The organism is Rhizobium sp. Root482 (genome assembly GCF_001426565.1).
Lineage (GTDB): Bacteria > Pseudomonadota > Alphaproteobacteria > Rhizobiales > Rhizobiaceae > Pararhizobium.
In genome coordinates this window covers 67,073-90,351 of the sequence record NZ_LMFA01000023.1, presented here as the reverse complement: position 1 = coordinate 90,351, position 23,279 = coordinate 67,073, and the positions used below count along the sequence as shown (strand labels likewise).

At 66.0% G+C, this 23,279-nt stretch carries 29 protein-coding genes; 24 read left to right on the top strand and 5 right to left on the bottom strand.

The annotated features are described in order from the left end of the window. From ASD31_RS18995 to ASD31_RS18935, 12 genes are all read left to right on the top strand, one after another. Nucleotides 1–885 (top strand): ATP-binding protein, encoded by an 885-nt coding sequence (locus tag ASD31_RS18995; RefSeq protein ID WP_056337530.1) that lies wholly within the window; start codon nucleotides 1–3, stop codon nucleotides 883–885. A gap of 17 nt (nucleotides 886–902) precedes the next feature. Then, entirely contained in the window at nucleotides 903–1,490 is a 588-nt protein-coding gene (locus tag ASD31_RS18990) for a hypothetical protein (protein ID WP_056337527.1), read from the top strand. A gap of 10 nt (nucleotides 1,491–1,500) precedes the next feature. Continuing rightward, complete coding sequence (locus tag ASD31_RS18985) at nucleotides 1,501–3,192, top strand: DEAD/DEAH box helicase (RefSeq protein ID WP_056337524.1); 1,692 nt, start codon at nucleotides 1,501–1,503, stop codon at nucleotides 3,190–3,192. A gap of 204 nt (nucleotides 3,193–3,396) precedes the next feature. Continuing rightward, entirely contained in the window at nucleotides 3,397–3,603 is a 207-nt protein-coding gene (locus tag ASD31_RS18975) for a DUF6511 domain-containing protein (RefSeq protein ID WP_056337517.1), read from the top strand. Beyond that, nucleotides 3,603–4,370 carry a hypothetical protein gene (locus tag ASD31_RS18970; RefSeq protein WP_056337514.1) on the top strand — a complete coding sequence of 256 codons (768 nt, stop codon included), beginning with the start codon at nucleotides 3,603–3,605 and terminating at the stop codon, nucleotides 4,368–4,370. The genes ASD31_RS18975 and ASD31_RS18970 overlap by 1 nt, the downstream gene beginning before the upstream one ends. Next, complete coding sequence (locus ASD31_RS18965) at nucleotides 4,367–6,652, top strand: AAA family ATPase (RefSeq protein WP_200952223.1); 2,286 nt, start codon at nucleotides 4,367–4,369, stop codon at nucleotides 6,650–6,652. The genes ASD31_RS18970 and ASD31_RS18965 overlap by 4 nt, the downstream gene beginning before the upstream one ends. A 458-nt stretch (nucleotides 6,653–7,110) precedes the next feature. After that, nucleotides 7,111–7,599, top strand: coding sequence for a crossover junction endodeoxyribonuclease RuvC (locus ASD31_RS18960; protein ID WP_056337508.1), 489 nt, complete (start codon nucleotides 7,111–7,113; stop codon nucleotides 7,597–7,599). Then, on the top strand, nucleotides 7,596–7,793 hold the full coding sequence (locus ASD31_RS18955; protein ID WP_056337505.1) for a hypothetical protein: 198 nt from the start codon (nucleotides 7,596–7,598) through the stop codon (nucleotides 7,791–7,793). The genes ASD31_RS18960 and ASD31_RS18955 overlap by 4 nt, the downstream gene beginning before the upstream one ends. Beyond that, the gene (locus ASD31_RS18950; RefSeq protein ID WP_056337502.1) at nucleotides 7,790–8,224 is read left to right on the top strand and encodes a DUF6362 family protein; all 435 of its coding nucleotides are present in this window, start codon (nucleotides 7,790–7,792) and stop codon (nucleotides 8,222–8,224) included. The genes ASD31_RS18955 and ASD31_RS18950 overlap by 4 nt, the downstream gene beginning before the upstream one ends. A gap of 369 nt (nucleotides 8,225–8,593) precedes the next feature. Continuing rightward, nucleotides 8,594–9,952 carry a site-specific DNA-methyltransferase gene (locus tag ASD31_RS18945; protein WP_056337499.1) on the top strand — a complete coding sequence of 453 codons (1,359 nt, stop codon included), beginning with the start codon at nucleotides 8,594–8,596 and terminating at the stop codon, nucleotides 9,950–9,952. Beyond that, nucleotides 9,949–10,170 carry a hypothetical protein gene (locus tag ASD31_RS18940; RefSeq protein WP_056337497.1) on the top strand — a complete coding sequence of 74 codons (222 nt, stop codon included), beginning with the start codon at nucleotides 9,949–9,951 and terminating at the stop codon, nucleotides 10,168–10,170. Before ASD31_RS18945 ends, ASD31_RS18940 begins: the two co-directional genes overlap by 4 nt. A 100-nt stretch (nucleotides 10,171–10,270) precedes the next feature. Next, nucleotides 10,271–10,951, top strand: a complete 681-nt coding sequence (locus ASD31_RS18935) for a hypothetical protein (RefSeq protein ID WP_244483904.1) — start codon at nucleotides 10,271–10,273, stop codon at nucleotides 10,949–10,951. A 72-nt stretch (nucleotides 10,952–11,023) separates the two neighbouring features. On the opposite strand, the gene ASD31_RS18930 is transcribed toward ASD31_RS18935, so the two are convergent. Then, on the bottom strand, nucleotides 11,024–11,596 hold the full coding sequence (locus ASD31_RS18930; protein WP_056337493.1) for a DUF3489 domain-containing protein: 573 nt from the start codon (nucleotides 11,594–11,596) through the stop codon (nucleotides 11,024–11,026). Between the two features lie 157 nt (nucleotides 11,597–11,753). Beyond that, the gene (locus ASD31_RS25595) at nucleotides 11,754–11,909 is read right to left on the bottom strand and encodes a hypothetical protein (protein WP_244483903.1); all 156 of its coding nucleotides are present in this window, start codon (nucleotides 11,907–11,909) and stop codon (nucleotides 11,754–11,756) included. A gap of 111 nt (nucleotides 11,910–12,020) precedes the next feature. On the opposite strand from ASD31_RS25595, the gene ASD31_RS18920 reads away from it, so the two are divergent. The 8 genes from ASD31_RS18920 (at nucleotide 12,021) to ASD31_RS18885 (ending at nucleotide 19,734) form a co-directional block, all read left to right on the top strand. Beyond that, entirely contained in the window at nucleotides 12,021–12,617 is a 597-nt protein-coding gene (locus ASD31_RS18920) for a hypothetical protein (protein ID WP_056337486.1), read from the top strand. Then, nucleotides 12,565–14,568 carry a phage terminase large subunit family protein gene (locus tag ASD31_RS18915; RefSeq protein ID WP_056337483.1) on the top strand — a complete coding sequence of 668 codons (2,004 nt, stop codon included), beginning with the start codon at nucleotides 12,565–12,567 and terminating at the stop codon, nucleotides 14,566–14,568. The genes ASD31_RS18920 and ASD31_RS18915 overlap by 53 nt, the downstream gene beginning before the upstream one ends. A gap of 2 nt (nucleotides 14,569–14,570) precedes the next feature. After that, entirely contained in the window at nucleotides 14,571–14,780 is a 210-nt protein-coding gene (locus ASD31_RS18910; protein WP_056337480.1) for a phage head-tail joining protein, read from the top strand. Next, nucleotides 14,780–16,324 (top strand): phage portal protein, encoded by a 1,545-nt coding sequence (locus ASD31_RS18905; RefSeq protein WP_056337477.1) that lies wholly within the window; start codon nucleotides 14,780–14,782, stop codon nucleotides 16,322–16,324. The genes ASD31_RS18910 and ASD31_RS18905 overlap by 1 nt, the downstream gene beginning before the upstream one ends. 5 nt (nucleotides 16,325–16,329) lie before the next feature. Continuing rightward, nucleotides 16,330–18,384 (top strand): prohead protease/major capsid protein fusion protein, encoded by a 2,055-nt coding sequence (locus tag ASD31_RS18900; protein ID WP_056337475.1) that lies wholly within the window; start codon nucleotides 16,330–16,332, stop codon nucleotides 18,382–18,384. Nucleotides 18,385–18,461: 77 nt separating this feature from the next. Continuing rightward, nucleotides 18,462–18,797, top strand: coding sequence for a DUF2190 family protein (locus ASD31_RS18895; RefSeq protein WP_056337472.1), 336 nt, complete (start codon nucleotides 18,462–18,464; stop codon nucleotides 18,795–18,797). After that, on the top strand, nucleotides 18,797–19,108 hold the full coding sequence (locus ASD31_RS18890; RefSeq protein ID WP_056337468.1) for a hypothetical protein: 312 nt from the start codon (nucleotides 18,797–18,799) through the stop codon (nucleotides 19,106–19,108). Before ASD31_RS18895 ends, ASD31_RS18890 begins: the two co-directional genes overlap by 1 nt. Next, nucleotides 19,105–19,734, top strand: a complete 630-nt coding sequence (locus ASD31_RS18885; protein WP_056337465.1) for a DUF6441 family protein — start codon at nucleotides 19,105–19,107, stop codon at nucleotides 19,732–19,734. Before ASD31_RS18890 ends, ASD31_RS18885 begins: the two co-directional genes overlap by 4 nt. 15 nt (nucleotides 19,735–19,749) lie before the next feature. Here ASD31_RS18885 and ASD31_RS18880 read toward each other — a convergent pair whose 3' ends face one another. Beyond that, the gene (locus tag ASD31_RS18880; RefSeq protein WP_056337463.1) at nucleotides 19,750–20,229 is read right to left on the bottom strand and encodes a hypothetical protein; all 480 of its coding nucleotides are present in this window, start codon (nucleotides 20,227–20,229) and stop codon (nucleotides 19,750–19,752) included. Between the two features lie 3 nt (nucleotides 20,230–20,232). Beyond that, nucleotides 20,233–20,763, bottom strand: a complete 531-nt coding sequence (locus ASD31_RS18875; protein WP_056337461.1) for a hypothetical protein — start codon at nucleotides 20,761–20,763, stop codon at nucleotides 20,233–20,235. A 93-nt stretch (nucleotides 20,764–20,856) separates the two neighbouring features. On the opposite strand from ASD31_RS18875, the gene ASD31_RS18870 reads away from it, so the two are divergent. From ASD31_RS18870 to ASD31_RS26520, 4 genes are all read left to right on the top strand, one after another. Continuing rightward, nucleotides 20,857–21,276: a hypothetical protein gene (locus ASD31_RS18870; RefSeq protein WP_056337458.1), complete on the top strand. Its 420-nt coding sequence runs from the start codon at nucleotides 20,857–20,859 to the stop codon at nucleotides 21,274–21,276. A 24-nt stretch (nucleotides 21,277–21,300) separates the two neighbouring features. Continuing rightward, nucleotides 21,301–22,242 carry a phage tail tube protein gene (locus ASD31_RS18865; RefSeq protein ID WP_056337455.1) on the top strand — a complete coding sequence of 314 codons (942 nt, stop codon included), beginning with the start codon at nucleotides 21,301–21,303 and terminating at the stop codon, nucleotides 22,240–22,242. Then, nucleotides 22,242–22,679, top strand: a complete 438-nt coding sequence (locus ASD31_RS18860) for a hypothetical protein (RefSeq protein WP_056337453.1) — start codon at nucleotides 22,242–22,244, stop codon at nucleotides 22,677–22,679. Before ASD31_RS18865 ends, ASD31_RS18860 begins: the two co-directional genes overlap by 1 nt. Before the next feature lie 98 nt (nucleotides 22,680–22,777). Continuing rightward, a complete protein-coding gene (locus ASD31_RS26520; RefSeq protein WP_210168918.1) occupies nucleotides 22,778–22,918 on the top strand; it encodes a hypothetical protein in 141 nt (46 codons plus the stop codon). Here ASD31_RS26520 and ASD31_RS18855 read toward each other — a convergent pair. Continuing rightward, the gene (locus ASD31_RS18855; protein WP_200952221.1) at nucleotides 22,912–23,271 is read right to left on the bottom strand and encodes a DUF5655 domain-containing protein; all 360 of its coding nucleotides are present in this window, start codon (nucleotides 23,269–23,271) and stop codon (nucleotides 22,912–22,914) included. The genes ASD31_RS26520 and ASD31_RS18855 overlap by 7 nt on opposite strands. Between the last annotated feature and the right edge of the window lie 8 nt (nucleotides 23,272–23,279).

Sequence of the window (23,279 nt, the reverse complement as noted above, 5' to 3'; positions counted from 1 at the left end):
ATGACCCTCCCCATCATCTCGGCCGATCAGCGGCTCGCCGAACCGCGCGGCATCAAGGGTGCGATCTTCGGCAAATCCGGCATCGGCAAGACCAGCCTGCTGTGGACGCTCGATCCCGCCACGACGCTCTTCATCGATCTGGAGGCGGGCGATCTGGCCATCGAAGGCTGGTCCGGTGACAGCGTGCGACCGCGTACCTGGGCCGAATGCCGCGACTTCGCCGTCTTCATCGGCGGACCCAATCCGGCGCTCCGGGACGACCAGGTCTACAGCGAGGCCCACCACGCTGCAGTGTGCGATCGCTTCGGCGATCCGGCGGCGCTGGACCGCTACCAGACCATCTTCATCGACTCGATCACCGTTGCGGCCAGACTTTGCTTCCAGTGGTGCAAGGGTCAACCGGAAGCCTTTTCGGAAAAGACCTGCAAGCCCGACATCCGCGGCGCCTATGGATTGCACGGGCGCGAGATGATCGCGTGGCTCACCCATCTGCAGCACACGCGAGCGAAGAACGTCTGGTTCGTCGGGATCCTCGATGAGAAGCTCGACGACTTCAACAAGCGCGTCTTCTCGGCGCAGATCGACGGGTCCAAGACCGGACTCGAGCTCCCTGGCATCGTCGATGAAGTCTTGACGATGGCCGAGATCAAGGACGAGTCCGGCACGCCGTACCGCGCCTTTGTCTGCCAGACCATCAATCCCTGGAACTTCCCCGCGAAAGACCGCTCCGGCCGGCTCCTGTCTGTCGAGGAGCCGCATCTCGGCCGTCTCATGGCGAAGATCCGCGGGCCGGTGAAACCCGCTTCCGAGCGGCTCGACCATCGCAGCCCATCACCGGCCGCCGCCCCGGACACCGACACCCCCACCCAATCCCAAAACGCCTGAACGAGGAGAGCCCAGTCATGTCTGGATCCTGGAACGACTTCAACGACGCCAAGCAGAACACCAACATCATTCCCAAGGGCACGCTGGCCAAGGTCCGCCTGACGATCCGCCCGGGCGGGTTCGACGACCCCGCGCAGGGCTGGACCGGTGGATACGCCGCGCGGGGAACGACCGGTTCGGTCTACCTCTCGGGCGAGTTCACGGTGCTCGAAGGGCCCTATGCCCGACGGAAGATATTCACCCTAATCGGGCTCTACAGCCCTAAGGGGCCGGATTGGGCAAACATGGGCCGCAGCCTGATCCGCGGCATGCTGAATTCTGCGCGCGGCATCTCGGACAAGGACAGTTCTGCACAGGCGCAGGCCGCCCGCCGCATCAGCAGCTTCGCCGATCTCGACGGGCTCGAGTTCGTGGCAAAGGTCGACATCGGCACAGACACCAATGGCGACGAGAAGAACGAGGTTCGCGCGGCGGTGACGCCGGACCACAAAGAATACGCTGCCATCATGGGCGCGGCCGGTATCGTGCCGCCGACGCAGCCACCGGCTTTCACCGCCCAGTCCTCGATGCCGCAGCCGGGCGTGCGCCCCTCCTGGGCACAGTGAGGGGCACGCCATGCTGCTGCGCCCCCGCCAGAAGCAGTTCGTCGAGCGCAGCGTCCGCGCGCTCGGCGAGCATGGAAACACCCTCGGCGTTGCCCCAACCGGAGCGGGCAAGACGATCATGCTTTCTGCGGTCGCTGGACGAATGGTGGCCGAGACCGAAGCCAAGGCCTGCGTGCTGGCCCACCGCGACGAGCTGACCGTTCAGAACCGCAGCAAGTTTGGTCGCGTGAATTCGAGGATCACGACCTCGGTCGTCGACGCCAGGGAGAAGTCCTGGGGCGGACAGGTCACCTTTGCGATGGTGCCGACGCTGGCACGCGCCGGCAATCTCGATCAGATCCCTGCGCTCGACCTCCTGGTGATCGACGAGGCGCATCACGCGGCGGCGGACAGCTATCGACGCATCATCGACACCGCGCTCAAGCGCAATCCGATGTGCCGCATCTATGGTGTTACCGCCACGCCCAACCGGGGCGACAAGCGCGGACTGCGCCCGGTGTTCTCGAACGTCGCCGACCAGATCCGGATCGGTGAGTTGATTGCCTCCGGCCACCTCGTGCCGCCGCGCACCTTCGTCATCGATGTCGGCGTCCAGGATCAGCTCACCAGGGTGCGCCGCACGGCCGACGATTTCGACATGGCCGAGGTCGATGCGATCATGAACCGCTCGCCGGTCACGGAAGCGGTCATTCGACATTGGCAGGAGAAGGCGAGTGAGCGCCAGACGGTGGTGTTCTGCTCTACCGTCGACCACGCTCGCAACGTCACTGACGCCTTTAACGCGGCCGGCATCGCCGCGGTGTTGATCCACGGCGACATGAGCGATGTGGACCGCAGGGCCACCCTGGCGGCGTATGCCGCTGGTGACCTGCGTGTCGTCGTCAACGTCGCGGTCCTGACCGAAGGTTGGGATCACCCGCCGACCAGCGGCGTCGTGCTGCTGCGGCCGAGCTCCTACAAATCGACCATGATCCAGATGGTAGGCCGGGGCCTTCGCACGGTCTCGCCCGAAGAGCATCCGGGCATCGTTAAGACCGACTGCATCGTGCTCGATTTTGGTACCTCGACGCTGCTGCATGGATCGCTGGAGCAGGACGTCGACCTGAACGGCCATGAACCCTCCGGCGAGGCGCCGACGAAGGATTGCCCCGAGTGCGGGGCCGTTGTGCCGCTCGCCACCACCGAGTGCCCGCTGTGCGGTCACCTTTGGGAGCGCCCTGAAGGCGGCGAAGCAGCCCCGCTCGGCGACTTCGTCATGTCGGAGATCGATCTCCTCAAACGGTCGAGTTTCCGCTGGTGCGACCTCTTCGGCGACGATGCTGCGCTTGTCGCCAACGGCTTCAACGCATGGGGAGGTGTCTTCTTTCTGGGTAGCCGCTGGTATGGCGTCGGCGGCCTGCAGAAGCAGCGCCCGCATCTGCTGGCGCTGGGCGAGCGCACTGTGTGCCTCGCGGCAGCCGACGATTGGCTCAACGAGCATGAGAGCGACGAAAGCGCCCACAAGACGCGTCGTTGGCTCAATGAGCCGCCGACCAGCCGGCAACTCGCATTCCTGCCCGCCGAATACCGGCAGGACTTCGGGCTCACCCGCTACCAGGCCTCGGCGTTGCTGTCATTCCGCTTCAACCGCGATGCCATCCGCTCCCTCGTCTTCGGGGCCGCCGACGCTGATCCCGAGGCACCAATCGGAGCGGCGGCGTGATGGAGGATGCTCTTGGTCTCGGCCGTTTCCGATCGACTGCGGCTCTGGCATCCGCGTGGGACACTCTGCGCCGTGTGTCGGCGGCCAACTCGTGGCTTTGGCTGGTCCGACCCGGTGCGGTCCAAGCAACCGCGCCCCTCGGTCTGGTTCTGCTCGATGGTTTGCCAAGGCTTCTGGACGCGCTTGGCGCGGGAGCGATGGACCATGGTTGACCTCACCGAACACGAGAAGGCGGCGATCCGCGCCGCCATGAAACCGCTCGCCGAAATCATGGAGGAGATCGGCTGGCAGGCGCGCTTCTCTGATCTCTCCGAGGCGCAGGTGCTCACGCTCATCGAGGTCGCCGTCGGCGGCTTCCAGGACGCCATGCACGGCATGGCCGCAAACGTCGATGCGGAGGTGCCGTTCTGATGCTCGACTACAATCACCGCGCCCCCTGTGCGGAACACATCAACACGGTCATCGACGAGGCGATCGTCGCTGAACGAACGTTAATCCCGCCACGAACCTATCTCGGGGGCTCTCGCCTCGGACACGCCTGCGAGCGCGCCCTGCAGTTCGAGTTCGCCGGAGCTCCGAAGGACGATGGCGCTGATTTCGGCGGGCGGACACTGCGGATCTTCGAGATCGGACACGCCCTCGAAGACCTCGCAATCCGGTGGCTGCGCGGCGCCAGGTTCGATCTCTACACCCGTAAGGGCAACCAGCCGGACGGAGAGCAATTCGGCTTCTCTGCCGCCGATGGACGTATTCGCGGGCACGTCGACGGGATCATCGCCGCGGCACCAGAGCCGCTGCAGATCAAAGTTCCGGCGCTCTGGGAATGCAAGACGATGAACGCGAAGAACTGGCGCGACACCGTGGCCAGGGGTGTCGTTCTGGCAAAGCCCATCTACGCGGCGCAGATCGCGCTCTACCAGGCCTACATGGAAGCGCAGGTGCCGGGCATGTCCGCCAATCCGGCGCTGTTCACCGCCATCAACAAGGACACCGCCGAACTCCACCACGAGCTCGTACCGTTCGACGCAGGGCTGGCCCAGCGCATGAGCGACCGCGGCGTGCGGATCCTGCAGGCAACGGACGCAGGAGAGCTGCTCCCCCGCATCGCCACGACGCGCGATTTTCACGAATGCCGAATGTGCCCGTGGGCGGATCGTTGCTGGGGGCTACCGGCATGAGCGAGAACAAGGTCGTCTCCCTCGAAGCATGGCGGGACTTCAACGACGCCGCGCCGCAGCCCGATGCCTTCGACGTTGAGCCGGATCCTGAGCAGATCGCGATCTTTCTCGACGTCGTCTTCGGCTATTGCGAGGGCTGGGTGCCGCTGCGGGGCTTCGTCGACAAGGGCCAGGGCATCGACGGCCGCCCCCATAACGCCTGGATCGAGATCGGCGACAGTTTGCTGGAGAAAGCGGGGGCCTTCGCCAGCTGGGCGGCGCGCGAGGGCGCGGCCTTCTATGTGGTGCCGGGGACGGTCGCTGAGACCGGCAAGGCGAAGGCCGCCGACGTCCGGCAGATGCAGACCGTTCTGGTCGATCTCGACGCGGGCGACATCACAGCCAAGCTCGATCATCTCATCCGGCATCTCGGCGAACCGACTCTGCTCGTCGAAAGCGGCGGCCGCACGCCAGATGGCCTGGATAAGCTTCATGTCTGGTGGCGCCTGAGTGAACCGGCCGAGGGCGAGGACATCTCGCTCCTTTGTCGGCTGCGCGGTGATATCGCCGTCAAGGTGGGCGGCGACACCCATTTCCGTTCGGCCCACCAACCCATCCGTTTGGCGGGCTCGGTCTATCACAAGGGCGGGTTCAGACGGTTGGTCAACATCCGCCGCCACAGCCCTCGGGTAGAGGTCCATCTGGGCGATTTCGCCGAACTCGTCGCTGACATGCCGCCGCTGGCAGGTGTTGGTTCCGAGCCCGGACCGACGACCGGAAAACCATCAATTACGGAGATCCTGACGACTCCGGCCCGCGAAGGTGGCGCCGACGACTGGTCGCGCTTCCAGGGAGCAAGCGCCGCGATCGGTCACTATGTGCGTATGGCGCACGAAGGCCGCATGAGCCGTGACGAGGCCTGGGAGGCAATCTGCCAGTACAACGCCGCCCAGTTACGCCCACACTGGCCGCTGGAGCGACTCGCCTCGGAAGCGCAGCGCCTCTGGCGACTGCACGAGGAACGTCATGGGCCGGCGCTCGAGCGGCTCTCCGCCCCACCCATGTCGGCACTGCCGGCCTTCACACTCGGCGCGCTGCTCGACGATCTGAGCCCGATGCCGGAGGACATCATAGCGCCGCGGTTGCTGACGCCGGGCGGGATGCTGGTGCTCTGTGGCGCGCCGAAGGTCGGCAAGAGCGACTTCCTGATCAGCCTGCTGGTCCACATGGCAGCAGGCGTGCCGTTCCTCGGTTTCGCGCCGAGCCGGCCGCTGCGGATCTTCTATCTGCAGGCCGAGATCCAATATCATTACCTCCGGGAGCGTCTCCAGGCCATCAAGGTCGATCCCGCTCTCCTGGCGAAGGCGCGCGGCAATCTGGTCGCCACGCCCAAGGTGCGCATGCTGCTCGACGCCGGCGGCGTCGCTCTCGCCGTCGCTGCCGCCCGTGCTCATTACGGACACGGCGCACCCGACATCCTCTGCATCGATCCGATCCGCAACCTCTTCGATGGCGGCCCGGACGGAGGTGGCGAGAATGACAACACGGCGATGCTTTTCTTCCTGCAGGAGCGGATCGAGGCATTGCGCGACGCTGTTGCGCCCGATGCCGGCCTGATCCTCTGTCACCACACACGCAAGATCACCAAGAAGCAGCTGGTCGAGGATCCGTTCATGGCGCTCTCGGGCGCCGGATCCCTCCGCAGCTTCTATAGCTCCGGCATCATCATGCACCGGCCCGACGAGGAGTGCCCGGAGCGGATGTTGCATTTTGAACTGCGCAATGGGCCGGGCATCGAGCCCATGGTCGTCGACAAGGCCGGTGGGCGCTGGGTCGATATCGACCGCTCCGAGACAAGGCTCGTACGCCGCGAGTTCGGCGAGAAGCTCGACGCCGAGCGCGTCCGCAAGCATGACGTCATCCTTCAATTGCTCTTCGATGAAGCACAAGCCGGGCGGCTCTACACGGCGCTGCAGTTCGCTGAGAGTTTCGAGAACCGCGCCGGGCTCGGTGGCAAGGACACGATCCGCGAACGGATCAGCGTGCTGGCGACCAAGGGTTTCATCAAGTTCGTCCGCGACGGCGCACCCTTCGGTCTGCCCACCTCGAAGTCGAAGTTCGGCTATCTCTGCGTCGAGGACATGGTGTTCCCGACCGGCGACGAGATTGCTGATGTCGAGACCGGCGAGCTCATTCCGGAGCGGATACAGGTCCTGCCCAGCACGTACAAGTGCCCCCAGACCGGTGCCGCTCTTCCCGTGGAGAACCCTGGCGTCTGGGTCTATCCGGAGGGCGCCGAATGATCGCCCTCCACCGATCCGCATCATTCGCAGACTTGCGCAGCTTCAAGTTGGGGAAGTTGGGAAAGCGGCGCCCAACTACCTTCGCTCCCTTCCGCACTGCCGCCTGCGGTTGCGCGGCGTCAAGTTGGGCAGACCTCTCCCAACTACCTGCGCTGCTGCTCGTACAGCTTCGATGGGCTGCGCAGGTTCAAGTTGGGGAAGCGGCGGCTCCCCAGCCCATCCCCAACTTGAAATTTATCAACATTATCAGGGCCTCGTTTGGCCTTCCAAGTTGTGGGGGTGAAAGCCACCCCCTTCAGGGGTGGGGGAGAACGCCGCAGGCGGGTTCTCCCTCGCCCACCCCCAGGGGCTTCGCGTGCGCATGGCGTGCCGGACCTCTCATTCCCGACAGAACACGAGAAGGATCAACCCGCATGAACATGCATCCATCACCCGTCCCTGTAACCGACCTCTCTCCCATGCGCGTTGCTTCCGCTTCTGCCGGCAGCACCATCCTCGCTCTCGACCTTGGGACCACCACTGGCTGGGCGAGCCTTGTCAGCGGGATCGTTCACAGTGGCACCGCGACATTCCGGACCGGGCGCTATGACGGCGGCGGCATGCGGTATCTGCGTTTCCAGCACTGGCTCGAACAGCTGGCTGACGACAGTGGTGGGTTGGCCTCGATCTATTTCGAGGAGGTCCGGCGTCACATCGGGACCGACGCCGCCCACCTCTACGGCGGGTTTCTGGCAACGTTGACGTCCTGGTGCGAGCGCGAAGGCGTCGCCTATCAAGGCGTACCGGTCGGCACCATCAAGCGGTTCGCCACCGGCAAGGGAAACGCCGGCAAGGAAGCCGTGTTGGCCGCAATGCGCGAGCGTGGGTTCCAGCCCGCCGACGATAATGAGGCCGATGCAATCGCCATCCTGCTCTGGGCGATGGAGACCCGGGGAGGTGTGCTGTGAGGTGGGCGCCACGAGGTTATGGCGGACAGCGCCGCAGCCCCGAAGAGGTCAAGCGCGAGGGCTGGCGGGAGCAGCGCGTCCTCGCGGTGTCGCTCGATGATGACCGGCTGACCTGGCCCGAACGTGAACTGATCCGGCAACTCGGCGACAAGCTCTATGGCGATCGCGATCAGGCGAAGGAGGCGCGCCGATGACCGAGTGGACACCGAGCCTCGTCGAGGAACGCCTGGCGGAAGCCGCTTACGTGCTCAAGCGACTGCCCGAACAGCAACGACAGGGATACTTCAGCACCTGGCCAGAGGTCGTTCATGACTTCGCCGACAAGGTTGGACAGCAGCCCAAGCCAATGCGCATCTTGCCGTCGCCCGCTGCCATCAGCCGGATGGAGGAGACGCTCAGCTGGACGGTGGGGCTCGAACCTGTTGACGGCAAGATTATCTGGCTGCGTGCGCACGGCGAGCGTTGGAAAACGATCTGCTGGACGGTGGGACTGCAGCGGTCGGCGGCGCACGAGCGCTGGCTGTATGCGCTATGCGTCATTGCATTCCGGCTCAATGGCCGGCGGCTCAATCGCAGCTATTCGAAGCGCAAGGTGATCGAACTGACTGGCGCGGCGCGGCGGTGAGCAATGGCGAGGAAAGTGTCTGCCGGACAGTTTTCGAACGGACATAAACGGCAGATCAGACTAGATTTTCGGCCATCCTCGCGAGAGGCGCGCGCATCCCAATCGCGGTCCGCTATCATGCGAGTTCGCGGGTCCTTCCTGGCGATATTCGTATGCTGGCGGGCGAAGCGCGGGACATCGCCAGCGACAGGGCCGGATTTTTGGGAAGCCACCCGGAAGCCGGCCCCACCTGCGCCCCGCGCAAACACCAATGAACACGAGCCGTTTGACCGGACACCGCTGGTGGCCGCTGGACCTGCGTGGAGTCCAGCAGGGCATCCGGAGTCCGGAAACCACCGGCATCCACCCGACTGAGGAACCTTGCCCACCATGACGCTGAGCTTCGCCCCGGACGCGATCGAGACCTGGTCGCTGTCGCGCCTCCAGCCCTACGCAAAGAACGCGAAGGCGCATGGCGCGGACCAGGTCGCGAAAATCGCCGCCAGCATGGCCGAGTTCGGCTGGACCGTGCCGTGCCTCGTGGCGGAGGACGGCGAGCTGATTGCTGGGCACGGCCGGGTCCTGGCGGCGACGCAGCTCGGGCTGACCGAGGCACCAGTCATCGTGCTGGGGCATCTGACCGAGGCGCAGCGCAGGGCCTATCGAATCGCGGACAACAAGCTGACGGAACTGAGCACCTGGGACGAGGCGCTGCTGTCGGCGGAACTGAACGACCTGCTGGCAGACGACTTCGACCTGTCGCTGGTCGGCTTCACCGATGGCGAGCTGGACAAGCTGCTGGCCTTCGTGCCCGAGGGGGACGGTGAAGAAGGTGGTGCCGGCGGCTCCGTGCCCCCGGTGACCATCCCGGAGCCGCCGCGCAATCCGGCGTCCCGCACCGGCGATCTCTGGATACTCGGCGACCATCGGCTGCTCTGCGGCGACAGCACGAGCCACGACGACGTGCGGCGCCTGATGAATGGCGAGCGCGCGATTCTGTTCGCAACCGATCCGCCGTATCTCGTCGACTATGACGGCTCGAACCATCCGACGCGTAACAAGGACTGGTCGGCGTCCTACGGCACGACCTGGGATGACAGTTCTCAGGGCGCGGAACTATACGACGGGTTCATCTCGGCGGCCGTGGCGGAAGCCATCGCCGAGGACGCAGCATGGTACTGCTGGCACGCCTCGCGCCGTCAGGCGATGCTCGAGGCCTGCTGGGAGAAGGCCGGTGCCTTCGTCCATCAGCAGATCATCTGGGTGAAGGACCGCGGCGTCCTGACCCGCTCGCATTACCTCTGGAAGCACGAGCCCTGCTTCATGGGCTGGCGCCGACCGAACCGTCCGCCGAAGGTGGCCGAGGAAACACTGTCATCAACATGGGCGCTGCCCAGCTTCGCCAAGGACGACCGGCCCGACCACCCCACGCCGAAACCGCTCGACGCCTTCGGGATTCCGATGCGCCAGCATGTGGCGCGCAGCGGGCTTTGCTACGAGCCGTTCTGCGGCTCCGGCTCGCAGATCATCGCGGGCGAGGCCAACGGCCGTCGCGTCTTCGCGATGGAGATCAGCCCGACCTATGTGGATGTCGCCGTGGAACGTTGGCAGGCGGAAACAGGACGCGAGGCGATCCTCGACGGAGACGGCCGGACCTTCACGCAGGTGAAAACCGAGCGACTTAGAGATGAGGCCAATACCCTCACCGAGGCTGCGAGCATACGGCGCAGGAAGAGCAAGGCGGCATGAAACAGTCGCGGCTAATGTCACTGGTCGAGTCGATCGCCAATGTCGCGGTCGGCTACGGCGTCGCCGTAGTGACGCAGATCCTGATCTTCCCGATTTTTGGCTTGCACACCACGCTGGCGCAGAACCTCCAGATGGGCGCGATCTTTACTCTTGTGAGTATAGTGAGAAGCTTTGGACTACGGCGGCTGTTTGAGGCGATTCGAGTTCGCCGAGTGTGACGGAGAAATATTTCTGACCATAGAGAACGGTGGCACCAGCGACGCAACGCTTCCGGATGGGCTTGAGGCCCTTCGTCGCGAGCTTAGTCTTGCGGATGTGATGCAACTCATCGAGCGGACCGCCCGATGGGTCGATCCGAAGACGTTTCAGTATCTGCCGGTCTGGTACCCGGAACATGCTCGGCGCAGTCTTTTCTACAAGGCGAACTGGTCAGAGCCGCAGATGAACACCAATCGGCAGACGCGCGTCAGCGTACATAAGTCCGAGGGGAATGTGCATGCAAACAAGGCTCTGACACTCGCGCTAGGGCTCCGTTCTGATGAGCGGCCGAACTGGTCGTGCTGCCATATCTGGGGGGTGGATGACGCGTTCTTTCAGATGAGTAACGCTGTTGTTCAGGACAGGCGTTTCTTCTCGTGCGTGGCGAACATGGTATTGCTTCCAACGCCACTGAAAGCCTTCACCGACGTCATGACCGAAGTGAAGATGCTGCTGCGAGTGTGCGCACTACATCTCTACGGCTGGTCGTGCGACCACACAGAGGTCGCGGCGCTAGCTGCCCAGGTCGAAAACTGGTCGGAGTGGCATGGCTATCCCGAAAGCTGGCCCAGGCCGGACAGGCCTTCCATCCCGCCTGGAACGGCGTCCTTCTCGTCGCGCATCAAGATTGCTGCGGACAACCGACTGGCGCGAATTCGCCACGATCTAGCGAACGCCGGTCCACACTATCCTCGCGATGAAGTTCGGGAGGTACTCGCCTACTGGAAGATCTCCATCTGAGATCTCGGCTAGAGGCATGACGACCGCCGTCCTCCGGGGCGGCGATCGTCAACTTGTCGGGGGTCAAGTGCGTCAGGCGGCAGGGAGTTTGTACACGCGTCCCCGGTTCTCGACTTTCTCCGAGGTCACGTCGAGCCTGAGCTTCTTCTTCAGCGCCCCGGCCATCGCGCCGCGCACCGTGTGCGACTGCCAGCCGGTCGCGGCCATGATCTCCTCGATGGTCGCGCCATCCGGCGCGCGCAGCATGGCGATCAGCGTGGCCTGCTTGGTGCCCTCGCGCGGCCTGCGTGCCTTGGGCGCGGGTACTGGCTCAGTGGGGGTGTCCGGCGCGGACTCCTCGGTCGGCGCGTCCGTCGCGCCCGCAGGCGCGGTATCCGCGTCCTCGAGCTCGATGCCGATGGCGGTGAGGCCTTCGTCGGTGGCGACCAGTGTGACGCCGTGGCCGTCGCCGGTCTCGCGCCAGACGGGCTCGCTGTTGCGCATGTCCGCGTCGACCTCTGCGAGTAAGCCCTTTGCGAGCATCGCGCCCACCACCTTGGCGGCGGCGCCTCCGCGCAAGCTCTCGGGCAGCGGCAGGGCGATATGCTCGGGCCGCTGGGCGGCGGCGCTCAGGATCAGGGCTTGGGTGTCGGAAAGCTGTGTCATCGTCGTCTCCCGTATCGGGCGCGCGGGATGCGGCCCCTTCTACGAGGTCGAGCCCGCCAGTCGGCGGGCGGGACCGGGAGCGGGTCGTCTTACTCGGCGTGTTCGCCTTCGCTGAAGGCCATGTCGGTTATCTCGCGCAGCTTGGCGCGGTAGTGGTTCAGGGTGCCGACATGGCCCCAGTTGATCTCGTCGGGGCTGGTCCCGAAATGGTCCGCCTGAGGGCGGAGAGCCGCTCCAGCATCCCGTCGATCTCGATTTTGGCGGCGATGAAGGCGTCGAGGGCGTTGGAATTGTCGGTGGCGCGGCGGGTCATCGGGGTGGCTCCGTGGTGAGTTGCATCGTCCTTCTGGAGACACGTTCCCTCTGTCCGCCACGCTTATCAACTCGATAAGCACATGATCTTGAATGATAATCGGAGCCGTCGATGCAGGGCATGAGCGAGCGGCAGTACGCCGCGCATGTCGGGCTGTCGCGGGGCGCGATCCAGAAGGCGAAGACGGCCGAGCGACTGGTCTTCTATCCGGACGGCAGCATCAACGCAGCCGCAAGTGATGCGCGGCGGGTGGAGACGACGGACCCGTCCAAGACCCGCAAGCCGCCCGCGCCGAAGCTGAAGCCTGTCCCCGAGGCGGCGGTGGCCGCTGTTGGCGACACGCTCCGCGAACAGGGTTTGGCGGTTCCGGCCGTCGGCGGCGGCACGACCTTTCTGCAGGCCAAGACCGCGAACGAGGTGCTGAAGGCGCAGGAGCGGCGCATCCGGCTCCAGAAGCTGAAGGGGGAGTTGATCGAGCGGGCCCGCGCGCTGTCGCTGGTGTTCCGCCTGGCGCGCGAGGAACGGGACGCGTGGGTGAACTGGCCTGCACGCGCGGCGGCGCTGATGGCGGCCGAGCTCTCCGCCTCGTGCAGGGACGCGACAGGCTCGCAGATCACCGTGGAGCCAGCCGCGATGCAGAAGGTCCTGGAGAAACATGTACGCGCCCACCTCGACGAGCTTGCCGAGGTCCGGCCTGACTTCAGGTGATGATGACGCACTGACGGACTTCGACGGCGCGGGCGAGATCCTGCGCGCCTGGGGCAACGGGCTGCGGCCCGACCCAGACCTGACCGTTTCGGAATGGGCGGACCGGCACCGGATGCTTTCGGGCCGCGCCTCGGCCGAACCGGGGCGGTATCGCACGGTGCGCACACCTTACATGCGCGAGATCATGGACCGGCTGAGCCCCGGCGATCCCACGCAGCGGATCGTGTTCATGAAAGCCGCGCAGGTCGGTGCGACCGAGGCAGGGAACAACTGGATCGGGTTCGCGATCCACCAGGCGCCGGGCCCGATGCTGGCGGTCCAGCCGACGGTAGAACTGGCGAAACGCAACTCGCGCCAGCGGATCGACCCGCTGATCGACGAGAGCCCGGAACTGCGGGAGCGGGTCAAACCCGCCCGATCCCGCGACGCGGGCAACACCATGCTGTCGAAGGAATTCGCGGGCGGCATCCTGATCATGACCGGGGCCAACTCGGCGGTCGGGCTGCGGTCGACCCCGGCGCGCTACATCTTCCTCGACGAGGTCGACGCCTATCCGGCCTCGGCCGACGAGGAAGGCGATCCGGTCACGCTGGCGGAAGCGCGGTCGCTGACCTTCGCGCATCGGCGCAAGGTGCTGCTGGTCTCGACGCCCACCATCCGGGGGCTGAGCCGGATCGAGCGCGAGTACGAGGCCAGCGACCAGCGCCGGTACTTCGTGCCGTGCCCGCATTGCGGCGCGATGCAGTGGCTGAAGTTCGACCGCCTGCGCTGGCAGAAGGGCAAGCCGGAGACGGCGGAATATCACTGCGAGGGCTGCGACGCGGCAATCGCGGAACACCACAAGACGGCGATGCTGGAGGTTGGCGAATGGCGGGCGACCGCCACGGCCGCCGATCCAACCACGGTGGGGTATCACCTCTCGGCGCTCTATTCGCCGATCGGCTGGCTGAGCTGGGAGCGGATCGTGCGGGCCTGGGACGCGGCGCAGGGGTCGGACGAGGCGATCAAGGCATTTCGGAACACGATCCTCGGCGAAACCTGGGTCGAGACCGGCGAAGCCCCCGACTGGCAGCGGCTCTACGACCGGCGCGAGCGCTGGACATCCGGCACGGTGCCCGCGGGCGGGCTGTTCCTGACCGCCGGGGCCGACGTGCAGAAGGACCGGATCGAGGTCGATGTCTGGGCCTGGGGCCGCGGTCTGGAAAGCTGGCTCATCGATCACGTCGTGATCGAGGGCGGGCCGGACCGGCATGACGCGTGGTCGGAGCTGACCGCGCTGCTCGACCGATCCTGGCCGCATGAGCGCGGCGCGCATCTTCGGATCGCGCGGCTCGCCATCGACACGGGCTACGAGGCCCCGGCGGTCTATTCCTGGTCGCGGGCGCAGGGGTTCGCGCAAGTGTCGCCCGTGAAGGGTGTCGAGGGGTTCAACCGCTCGAGCCCGGTCTCCGGCCCGACCTTCGTCGACGCGACCGAGGGTGGCAAACGCCTGCGGCGCGGGGCGCGGCTCTGGACCGTGGCGGTCTCGACCTTCAAGGCCGAGACCTACCGCTTCCTGCGGCTGGCGCGCCCCACCGAGGAGGAGATGGCCGACGGTGCCGCGTTCCCGCCCGGCTCGGTGCACCTGCCGCACTGGGTCGAGAATGAGTGGCTGAAGCAGTTCGTCGCCGAGCAATTGGTGACGGTGCGGACGAAACGCGGCTTTGCCCGGCTGGAATGGCAGAAGCTGCGCGAGCGCAACGAGGCGCTGGATTGCCGGGTCTATGCCCGCGCCGCAGCCTGGATCGCGGGCGCGGATCGCTGGTCCGACGAAAAATGGCGCGACCTCGAGGACCAGCTCGGGGCCGCACCCACCGACACCGATCCCGCCGGGCAGATCAACCGGCAGGGACAGGCCCCGCAGGGCAAGCGCCGCTCCGACTGGCTCGGACGGCGCGGAGGATGGTTCTGAACATGACGGACTGGACGGAAACCGAGCTCTCGGCGCTGCGCCGGGCCTATGCCAGCGGCACGACCCGCGTCAGCTATGACGGCAAGTCGGTGGACTATGGCTCGGCCGAGGATCTGCTGGCCCGCATCCGGACCATCGAACGCGCCATCGCGGGCGTCAGCCGGCCGTTGCCGATCGCCGGCCTAGCTGGCTTCTCGCGCGGGGACCGGTGATGTCGGCGAACTGGTTCGATCACGCCATTGCCACGGTGGCCCCGCGCATGGCGGCCCGCCGCGTGATGGCGCGTCAGGCTTTCGAGACCCTGACGCGGGGCTATGACGGCGCTGCGCGCGGTCGGCGGACGGAGGGCTGGCGCGCGCCGAGATCCTCGGCCGACACCGAGATCGGAGTTGCCGGTGCGCTGTTGCGCGACCGGATGCGTGACCTCGTGCGCAACAACCCGCATGCGGCCAAAGCCGTGGCGGTGCTGGTGAACAACATCATCGGTGCGGGCATCATGCCGCGCGCGGCGAGCGGAGACGACAAGCTGGACCGGAGGGTCGACGCGCTCTTCGAACGCTGGACCGCGGACTGCGATGCTGATGGCCAGCTCGACTTCTACGGCCTTCAGACGCTGATCTGCCGCGAGATGGTCGAGGCGGGCGAGGTGCTGGTGCGCCGCCGTCTGCGGCGGGCAAGTGATGGCCTTCCGGTGCCGCTGCAATTGCAGGTGCTCGAGGCCGACTTCCTCGACGCCACCAAATCCGGCACACTCGGCGCGGGTCGCCTCGTGCAGGGAATCGAGTTCGATCCGGTCGGCAAGCGTCGCGCCTACTGGCTCCATGCCGAGCATCCGGGCGACGCCTACGGGTCACTGCAGAACGGGTTGCAGAGCCGCCCGGTCCCCGCGACCGAGATCGCCCATGTCTACGAGAAGCAGCGCACGCAGGCGCGCGGCGTACCCTGGGGCGCGCCGGTGATCCGGTCCTTGCGCGATCTCGACGACTATGAGGTGGCCGAACTGGTCCGCAAGAAGACCGAGGCCTGCGTCACTGCCATCGTCTTTGGCGATGATGAGGCGCAACAGGGTATCGCGCCCTCCGTGGTCGACGCTGACGGCAACCGGGTCGAGCAGTTCGAGCCGGGGCTGATCGCCTATGCCCGCGGCGGCAAGGACATCCGCTTCAACCAGCCCTCGGCGACCGGCGGCTATGGCGAATACAAGCGCGCGAGCCTGCACACGATCTCGGCCGGGTTCCGGGTGCCCTACGAGCTGCTGACCGGGGACCTGAGTCAGGTGAACTATTCCTCGATCCGCGCAGGGCTCGTCGAGTTCCGCCGCCAGATCGACGCCGTGCAGTGGCAGTTGTTCATTCCGATGTTCTGCGTGCCCGTCTGGCGCTGGTTCACGGAAGCCGCATGGGCGGCGGGCCAGATCCCGTCGCCGACCGTGCCGGTGGAATGGTCGCCGCCGAAGTTCGAAGCGGTCGATCCGCAGAAGGACGCGATGGCGAACCTGCTGTCGATCCGCTCCGGCACCATGACGCTGGCCGAGGTGATCGCCCGGCAAGGCCGCAACCCCGACGCGGTGCTCGCCGAGATCGCTGCCACAAACGCCAAGCTCGACACACTCGGGCTGGTGCTCGACAGCGACCCGCGCCGCGTCACCAAGACCGGCAGCGCCCAGACCAGCGATCCGGCGACCGATCCCGCCGCCCACGATCCCTCCGCCGAAGCGGATGAAACCGACCCTGCGCAGACCGACCAACAGGACTGACCTTCATGGATACGATGATCGAACTGCCGGCCATGCGCCGGTCGGCGGAACTTGCGCCGAACACGGCTGATGCCGACAGCCGCACCGTCGAGGTGGTCTGGTCGGCCGGAGCCCGCGTCCGCCGCGCCACCTTCTTCGGCGAGCCCTATGACGAGGAACTCAGCCTCGATCCGGCCCATGTGCGGCTCGAGCGGCTGAACGCAGGCGCGCCGTTCCTGAAGGTGCACGAGCTCGACACGCTTGATGCGGTCATCGGCTCGGTCGTGCCGGGTTCCGCCCGCATCGAGAATGGCCGGGGTATCGCGCTGGTGCGTATCTCCGAGCGCGCCGATGTCGAGCCGATCTGGCGCGACATCCAGGCCGGGCACATCCGCGCGGTCTCGATCGGCTACCAGGTCCACCGCTTCGAGGTCTCGAAACCCGAGGCTGCCCGCGAACTCTGGCGCGCGGTGGACTGGACGCCGTTCGAGGTCTCCGCCGTCGCGGTCGGGGCCGACCCAGCTGCCGGTTTCCGCGCCCAGCATCCCCTTCACGACTGCGTCCTTCACCGCCGGGACGCCCCTTCCAGCCCGAAAGGACGCCCGATGACGGACAAAACCGAAACCCCGGCGAGCGACGCCGCAACCCCCGCCACCATCCAGCCGACCGACCCGGTCGAAACCGAGGACGCCACTATGACCGAGCCGAAAGCGGCTGCGCCCGACCCGAAGGTCGCGGCCAGCGAAACCCGCAGCCAACCCCAGACTGCCCAGACGAGCACGTCTGACACCGAAGTGGTCGCGACCCGCGCCCGCGAGGCAGAGCGCGACCGTGTCTCGACCATCTACGATCTGGCGAGCCGGCTGAACCTTGAGCGCGGCTTCGCCGAGGATCTGGTCAAGCGCGGCGTCAGCGTCGACGAGTCCCGCCGCCTGATCCTCGAACAGGTCGCAGCCAAGTCCGACGAGACCCGGACCTTCGGCCATGTTTCCCTCCCGCTCGGCGGCCGCGACGAGCGCATCACCCGCCGCGATGCCGTGGCGAACGCGCTCCTGCACCGCTACAGCCCGACGCTCTTCCAGCTGGACGCCGCCGCTCGGCAGTATCGCGGCATGACGCTGCTGGAACTGGCCCGCGAAAGCCTCGGCAATGCCGGGGTCAACACCCGGGGCCTGTCGCGCGACGAGGTGGCGACGCGCGCCCTGCACTCGACCTCGGACTTCCCCGAGATCCTGTCGGCGGTCACCAACAAGACCCTGCGGCAGGCCTACGAGGCCTATCCCCGCACCTTCATGCTGTTCTGTCGCCAGGTGCTCGCCACCGACTTCAAGGCCATGCACCGCGTCCAGCTCGGCGAAGCCCCGCAGCTTCTGGAGGTCGGTGAAAGCGGCGAGTTCAAGCGCGGCACGCTCGGCGAGTCGAAGGAGAGCTACAAGGTCAAAACCTATGGCCGGGTGGTCGCCATCACTCGGCAGGTGCTGATCAACGACGATCTCGACGCCTTCACCCGGATCCCCGCGATGTACGGCAACTCCATCGCCCAGCTGGAGTCTGACGTTGTCTGGGGCATCATCACCGCCAACCCGGCGATGGCCGACGGCAACGCGCTCTTCCACACAACCCACAAGAACCTCGCGGGCGCTGGCGCGGCGTTGGCGGTCGAGGCGGTTGGCGCGGCGCGCGCCGCCATGGCCAAGCAGACGGGGCTCGACAAGAAGACGGTGCTGAACGTTCGCCCCGCCTTCCTGATTGTGCCCGCCTCGCTGGAACTGAAGGCCGAGCAGCTGGTGGCGCAGAACCTGGTGCCCGCCGCGACGTCGAGCGTGGTGCCGCAGTCGATCCGCACGCTGGCGCCGATCAGCGAGCCCCGGCTCGACGCCGCCAGCGAGACGGCCTGGTATCTGGCGGCAAGCCCGAACCAGATCGACACCATCGAGTACGCCTATCTCGAGGGTCAACAGGGCGCCTACATCGAGACGCGCAACGGCTTCGACGTCGACGGCGTCGAGATCAAATGCCGCCTCGACTTCGGCGCCAAGGCGATCGACTGGCGCGGCCTCTACAAGAACCCGGGCGCGTAACCCGCATCCCATGCTGAACCCTGACATGCGGGCGGTCCTGACGGGCCGCCCGTCGTCTTTCCACGAGGATCCCCATCATGAAAACCTACGTCCAGCCCGGCAACACCATCACGCTCGCCGCGCCCTATGCCGTCGCCTCAGGCGATGGCCTGCTCGTCGGCTCGATCTTCGGCAACGCGGCTGGCGCCGCGGCCATCGGCGAGCCCGTCGAGACCGCGCTCGTCGGCGTCTTCGACATTACCAAGGTCGGCTCTCAAGCATGGACCGTCGGCGCCAAGGTCTATTGGGACGACACCAACAAGCGCTGCACCACAGTCGCCACCGACAACACGCTGATCGGCGTGGCAATTGAGGCGGTGGCGAGCGGCGCAGGCGACACCATCGGTCGGGTGCGCCTGAACGCCGCGTTCTGATGAGCGCCTTCGCCGCCGCCGTCGGCGCACTCTTCGCCGATCCGAACGTCGGCAGCGACGCGGTCTACATCGCCGACGGCGGCGCGCCCGTGCTGGTGCGCGTCGTCGCCCGGCGCGCGGATGCGATCAGCGATCTCGGCGATGCGCGGCTCTGGTCGGAAACGACCCGTATCGACCTGCGCGTGGCCGAGGTGGCGAACCCGCGTCCCGGCGACCGCATCGAGATGGACGGGGATGCCTTCCTCATTCAGGGCGAGCCCGCCCGCGACCGCGAGCGGCTGGTCTGGACCGTGGATCTGAGGCCTGCGTGAAACTGAAGCTCGAAATCGATCCCGACATTGTCGCGATGATGGCCGCCGAGGTGACGGCGGGCGAACGCGCCGTGACCGCTGCAATGCGCGAGGCCGGAATAGGGCTGAAGTCGGCCTGGCGGTTGCAGATCACCGGCGCGGGGCTCGGCATACGGCTGGCCAACTCGATCCGCAGTCAGAACTTCCCGAGGTCGGGCGAAAGCCTCGACGCCGCGGCACTGGTCTGGTCCAAGGCCCCGGTCATCGTCGGCGCGCACGACACCGGCCCGCTAATCCGCTCAAAGAACGGGTTCTGGCTGGCGATCCCGCTTCCCGCCGCAGGCAAGTCCCTGCGCGGCGGCAGGATTACGCCCGGCGAATGGGAACGGCGGCGCGGTCTGCGCCTGCGCTTCGTCTATCGCCGCACAGGTCCGAGCTTGCTAGTGGCGGAGGGACGGCTGAACAACAAGGGTCAAGCGGTGGTGTCGCGCTCGAAGACCGGGCGCGGCAAGGTCACCGCGCCGATCTTCCTGCTCGTGCCGCAGGTCAAGCTGCCGAAGCGGCTGGACCTCGCACGGGATGCGGACCGGGCGTTCGACAGTGTGCCGGGGCTGATCGTGGCGAACTGGGTGGAGGGGCGGCTCTAAACGGATCGGAAAAGACTACCAGCTCGATCGGAGCTTGGTGATGTCTACGCCCGCATCTTCCAAGCGCTGCTTAGCTGCTGCTTGAACTTCTAAATCAAAGGATTCGCTGTGTTTTAGGACGAGGGCTTCACCGGTCAGTTCGGGGAGACCTCGTTCAATCAACATGTTGAAGCCATCGGTCGGAGCTTTGCTCATAGCGAAATCTGTCAACGTCTGCTTGACACCCACTCGGCCAATCTTCTGCCGAGTCCTAGACAGGCGAACCGTTTTTCCCCGCTCGTCCCGAAGAACCTCCTCGAAGGCGTGAATCGTCATCCAGAAATCATGTTCAATGCTACCAGGTGCCTGTTCGGGGAGGATCTCTACCAGTCGTCTGAATGCCGCATCTGCGACAGCGGTGACGCCCATCCTCTGGGCGTTCTCCCGAAAGCGTCGCAGCTTATCGGCGTCGGTGGAAGCTGCGATGGAGGCAAGGACCTTTTCATGATCGCTCATTGCTCAAACGTCCTGCGCGGTTGCCAAAGCAGGCGCACGAGCCGCCGCACTTTGAAGCAATGTGTAGCTTTTGATTGGCTCGCCCTTGACGAACGCGCGGCGTGGCTTCCCCGCGTCGTCCAACGACGGCTGGGCATTGATGGCGTTCTTGATGTACCAGCCAAGATACATATTGAGTGGAGTCTTTTTTGGCGCGCCGTCCGTATAGGCATCAGCCTCAATCACCTGCTCGTAGAGCTGACGTGAATTCGAGTCGGACATCAGCTCGCGGAAAACCGTCAGCGTGAAGTGTTCATCGAAGCGCCCGGCATCGAATATCTCGCGCGCTTTGCTTTGCGCGGCGTTGTAAAGCGTTTCCATATTGTCGAGCTCCCTTTGCCTTTCGGGCGGAAGATGCTCGTACACAGCACGCTCCAGAGCTCGCTGCATGAAAGCTGACGGATCCAGACCGGCATCGGCCGAGAGCTTCTGAACCAGGTCAAAGATATCGGTCTTTAGACGAAACGAAACGCGTGTCGTGTTTTCGGTAGCCATTGCTTCCCCTCACATGGTGCAGACACATGTGAAGATAGGGTGGCGAAGCGATGCTGTCAACACGGTGCAGACACCTGTGAACGATTGATACGGATGTCCACCCTTCGCGAAACCATCCTCGCCGCGCTGCACGCGCGGCTCTCGGCACTGCCCGCCACCGCCCTGCGCGGCGAGGTGCTGCCCGAGCGTGTCCCGACCGAGGGGCTGCTGATCCTGCGCGACGGTGAGCCCGGCGAACCAGAGGTGACGTTGTCGCCCCTCCGCTATCACTACCAGCACCGCGCTGAGATCGAGGCGGTCGTGCAAGGTGCCGACCGTGACACCGCCTTCGACACGCTTACCGCAAGCGTTGGCGCAGTGCTCGCCGCCGACCGGACGCTAGGTGGCCTCTGCGACTGGATCGAGGCCGAAGCCCCGCGCCCGGTCGATCTGCCCGTCGAAGGGGCGGCCAGCATGAAGGCCACCGTCATTCCGGTCGTCCTGCACTACACCACGGCCGATCCGCTCGGCTGATCCCGACAACCCTAGGAGAACACCATGGCACGAGCCCAAGGGGCCCGGGCGCAGATGGCGCTTGCGTTCGAGACGACCTACGGAACGCCGCCCGTTGGCGGTTTCACCAAGATGCCCTTCGCCAGCACCTCGCTGGGCGCGGAGCAGCCGCTGCTGAATTCGGAGCTGCTGGGCTACGGCCGCGATCCGCTGGCGCCGATCAAGGACGCGGTCACGGCCGACGGTGATGTCGTGGTGCCGCTCGACGCCGAGGCCTTCGGATTCTGGCTGAAGGCCGCCTTCGGCACGCCCACGACCACGGGCGCGGAGGCCCCGTACACCCACGAGTTCCAGTCGGGGTCCTGGACGCTGCCCTCGATGTCGATCGAGACCGGCATGCCCGAGGTGCCGCGCTATGCGATGTATTCCGGCTGCGTTCTCGACCAGATCACCTGGCAGATGCAGCGCTCGGGGCTGCTCACCGCCACGGCTCGGCTGGTGGCGCAGGGCGAGACAGTCGGGGCGACCACTAGTGCCGGAACGCCTGCCGCCCTTGAGCTGAAACGCTTCGGGCATTTCAACGGTGCGATCACCAGGAACGGCTCCGCCCTTGGCAACGTCGTCTCGGCCGACATCACCTACGCGAACAACCTCGACCGGATCGAGACGATTCGGGCGGATGGCCGCATCGATGGGGCGGACCCGTCCATCGCGGCACTGACCGGCTCCATCGAGGTGCGCTTCACCGATCAAACGCTGGTGACACAGGCGATCGACGGCGAGGCCTGCGAGTTGGAATTCGCCTATGCGCTGCCCTCTGGTGAGAGCTTCACCTTTACCGTGCACGCCGTCTACCTGCCGCGTCCGCGCATCGAGATCTCCGGGCCGCAGGGCGTGCAGGCCACTTTCGACTGGCAGGCCGCGCGGAACAGCACCGTCGGCAGGATGTGCACCGCCACCCTCGTGAACGATGTGGAGACCTATTGATGCTGACTCTCGACCTGACGAACGCGCCGCGCTGGCATGATCTGGCGCCCGGCGTGCGGGTGCAGTTGCGCCCGCTGACCACTGCGCTGATGGTGGCGACGCGCAGCGATCCCGTGATTGAGGCGGTTTCGGAAGAAGCCTCCGACGAAGAGCGTGCCGTCGCCTTCGCCAAAGCGCTGGCGAGGCGGGCGGTGCTCGCCTGGGAGGGTATTGGCGATGCCGACAGCAACCTGATTGACCCCAGCCCCGAGGGCATCGACGCGCTGCTCGACATCTGGCCGATCTTCGAGGCCTTCGAGCTGACCTACGTCTCGAAGGGTTTGCTGCTGGAACAGGAAAAAAACGTCTCCGCGCTCTCGCCGAATGGTCCTTCGGTGGGGGCGAGCGCTACTGCGAAGCCTGTGCGCAAGCCTGCCCGGACTGCCCGGCGCGGCTGAACCGGCCGGAAACGCCGGAGGGCTGGCAGGTCTGGGACCTCGTCGGGCGTCTCGGCGGCCAGCTGCGCGTCCTGCCGTGTGCAGTCATCGGCTGGGACATGTCGGCCGCGCTGGCGCTCGGCAACGCGCTCGGCGTGCCGCCACTCGCCATTGCCGAACTGCTGCCGGTCATCGAGGCGGTGATGGTCGCGAAGCTCAACGAACAGATGGATGGTGATCGGCCTGGGCGAGGCTACTGAGCAAAGGCATACGCCTGTCGCAGCCAACGGCGGACTTCGTCATCAAGGTCTGACCTGTTGCGCAACTCAAGATGATGCATGAAACGCCCCGGCGACGGCTCGACGACCTCCTTCCAGCGCGGTGAGGCATCACGCACGGGCAGCGAGAGACTGAGGGCAAGGGGCGCCACCGTCGGTCCCCGCAGATACCGGTCCGGGCACCAAATCCAGGCGAAATCGCGCCGTCGCCGATAGGCGATCTGGCTCTTGCTGACGCGCGTCTCGAAGCTGCCGAGATCAGCCATATTGGCGATGACCGCATCGAACAGTTCTCGCGCCTCGTCCCGATCTTCGAAGAACTCCTCAAGCGTCATGGCCTGAT

Coding starts and splice junctions, on each gene's coding strand:
- ASD31_RS18995 (WP_056337530.1), top strand. CDS start 1: ATGACCCTCCCCATCATCTCGGCCGATCAGCGGCTCGCCGAACCGCGC.
- ASD31_RS18990 (WP_056337527.1), top strand. CDS start 903: ATGTCTGGATCCTGGAACGACTTCAACGACGCCAAGCAGAACACCAAC.
- ASD31_RS18985 (WP_056337524.1), top strand. CDS start 1,501: ATGCTGCTGCGCCCCCGCCAGAAGCAGTTCGTCGAGCGCAGCGTCCGC.
- ASD31_RS18975 (WP_056337517.1), top strand. CDS start 3,397: ATGGTTGACCTCACCGAACACGAGAAGGCGGCGATCCGCGCCGCCATG.
- ASD31_RS18970 (WP_056337514.1), top strand. CDS start 3,603: ATGCTCGACTACAATCACCGCGCCCCCTGTGCGGAACACATCAACACG.
- ASD31_RS18965 (WP_200952223.1), top strand. CDS start 4,367: ATGAGCGAGAACAAGGTCGTCTCCCTCGAAGCATGGCGGGACTTCAAC.
- ASD31_RS18960 (WP_056337508.1), top strand. CDS start 7,111: ATGCGCGTTGCTTCCGCTTCTGCCGGCAGCACCATCCTCGCTCTCGAC.
- ASD31_RS18950 (WP_056337502.1), top strand. CDS start 7,790: ATGACCGAGTGGACACCGAGCCTCGTCGAGGAACGCCTGGCGGAAGCC.
- ASD31_RS18945 (WP_056337499.1), top strand. CDS start 8,594: ATGACGCTGAGCTTCGCCCCGGACGCGATCGAGACCTGGTCGCTGTCG.
- ASD31_RS18940 (WP_056337497.1), top strand. CDS start 9,949: ATGAAACAGTCGCGGCTAATGTCACTGGTCGAGTCGATCGCCAATGTC.
- ASD31_RS18935 (WP_244483904.1), top strand. CDS start 10,271: ATGCAACTCATCGAGCGGACCGCCCGATGGGTCGATCCGAAGACGTTT.
- ASD31_RS18930 (WP_056337493.1), bottom strand. CDS start 11,596: ATGACACAGCTTTCCGACACCCAAGCCCTGATCCTGAGCGCCGCCGCC.
- ASD31_RS25595 (WP_244483903.1), bottom strand. CDS start 11,909: ATGACCCGCCGCGCCACCGACAATTCCAACGCCCTCGACGCCTTCATC.
- ASD31_RS18920 (WP_056337486.1), top strand. CDS start 12,021: ATGCAGGGCATGAGCGAGCGGCAGTACGCCGCGCATGTCGGGCTGTCG.
- ASD31_RS18915 (WP_056337483.1), top strand. CDS start 12,565: ATGTACGCGCCCACCTCGACGAGCTTGCCGAGGTCCGGCCTGACTTCA.
- ASD31_RS18910 (WP_056337480.1), top strand. CDS start 14,571: ATGACGGACTGGACGGAAACCGAGCTCTCGGCGCTGCGCCGGGCCTAT.
- ASD31_RS18905 (WP_056337477.1), top strand. CDS start 14,780: ATGTCGGCGAACTGGTTCGATCACGCCATTGCCACGGTGGCCCCGCGC.
- ASD31_RS18900 (WP_056337475.1), top strand. CDS start 16,330: ATGGATACGATGATCGAACTGCCGGCCATGCGCCGGTCGGCGGAACTT.
- ASD31_RS18895 (WP_056337472.1), top strand. CDS start 18,462: ATGAAAACCTACGTCCAGCCCGGCAACACCATCACGCTCGCCGCGCCC.
- ASD31_RS18890 (WP_056337468.1), top strand. CDS start 18,797: ATGAGCGCCTTCGCCGCCGCCGTCGGCGCACTCTTCGCCGATCCGAAC.
- ASD31_RS18880 (WP_056337463.1), bottom strand. CDS start 20,229: ATGAGCGATCATGAAAAGGTCCTTGCCTCCATCGCAGCTTCCACCGAC.
- ASD31_RS18875 (WP_056337461.1), bottom strand. CDS start 20,763: ATGGCTACCGAAAACACGACACGCGTTTCGTTTCGTCTAAAGACCGAT.
- ASD31_RS18870 (WP_056337458.1), top strand. CDS start 20,857: ATGTCCACCCTTCGCGAAACCATCCTCGCCGCGCTGCACGCGCGGCTC.
- ASD31_RS18865 (WP_056337455.1), top strand. CDS start 21,301: ATGGCACGAGCCCAAGGGGCCCGGGCGCAGATGGCGCTTGCGTTCGAG.
- ASD31_RS18860 (WP_056337453.1), top strand. CDS start 22,242: ATGCTGACTCTCGACCTGACGAACGCGCCGCGCTGGCATGATCTGGCG.
- ASD31_RS26520 (WP_210168918.1), top strand. CDS start 22,778: ATGTCGGCCGCGCTGGCGCTCGGCAACGCGCTCGGCGTGCCGCCACTC.
- ASD31_RS18855 (WP_200952221.1), bottom strand. CDS start 23,271: ATGACGCTTGAGGAGTTCTTCGAAGATCGGGACGAGGCGCGAGAACTG.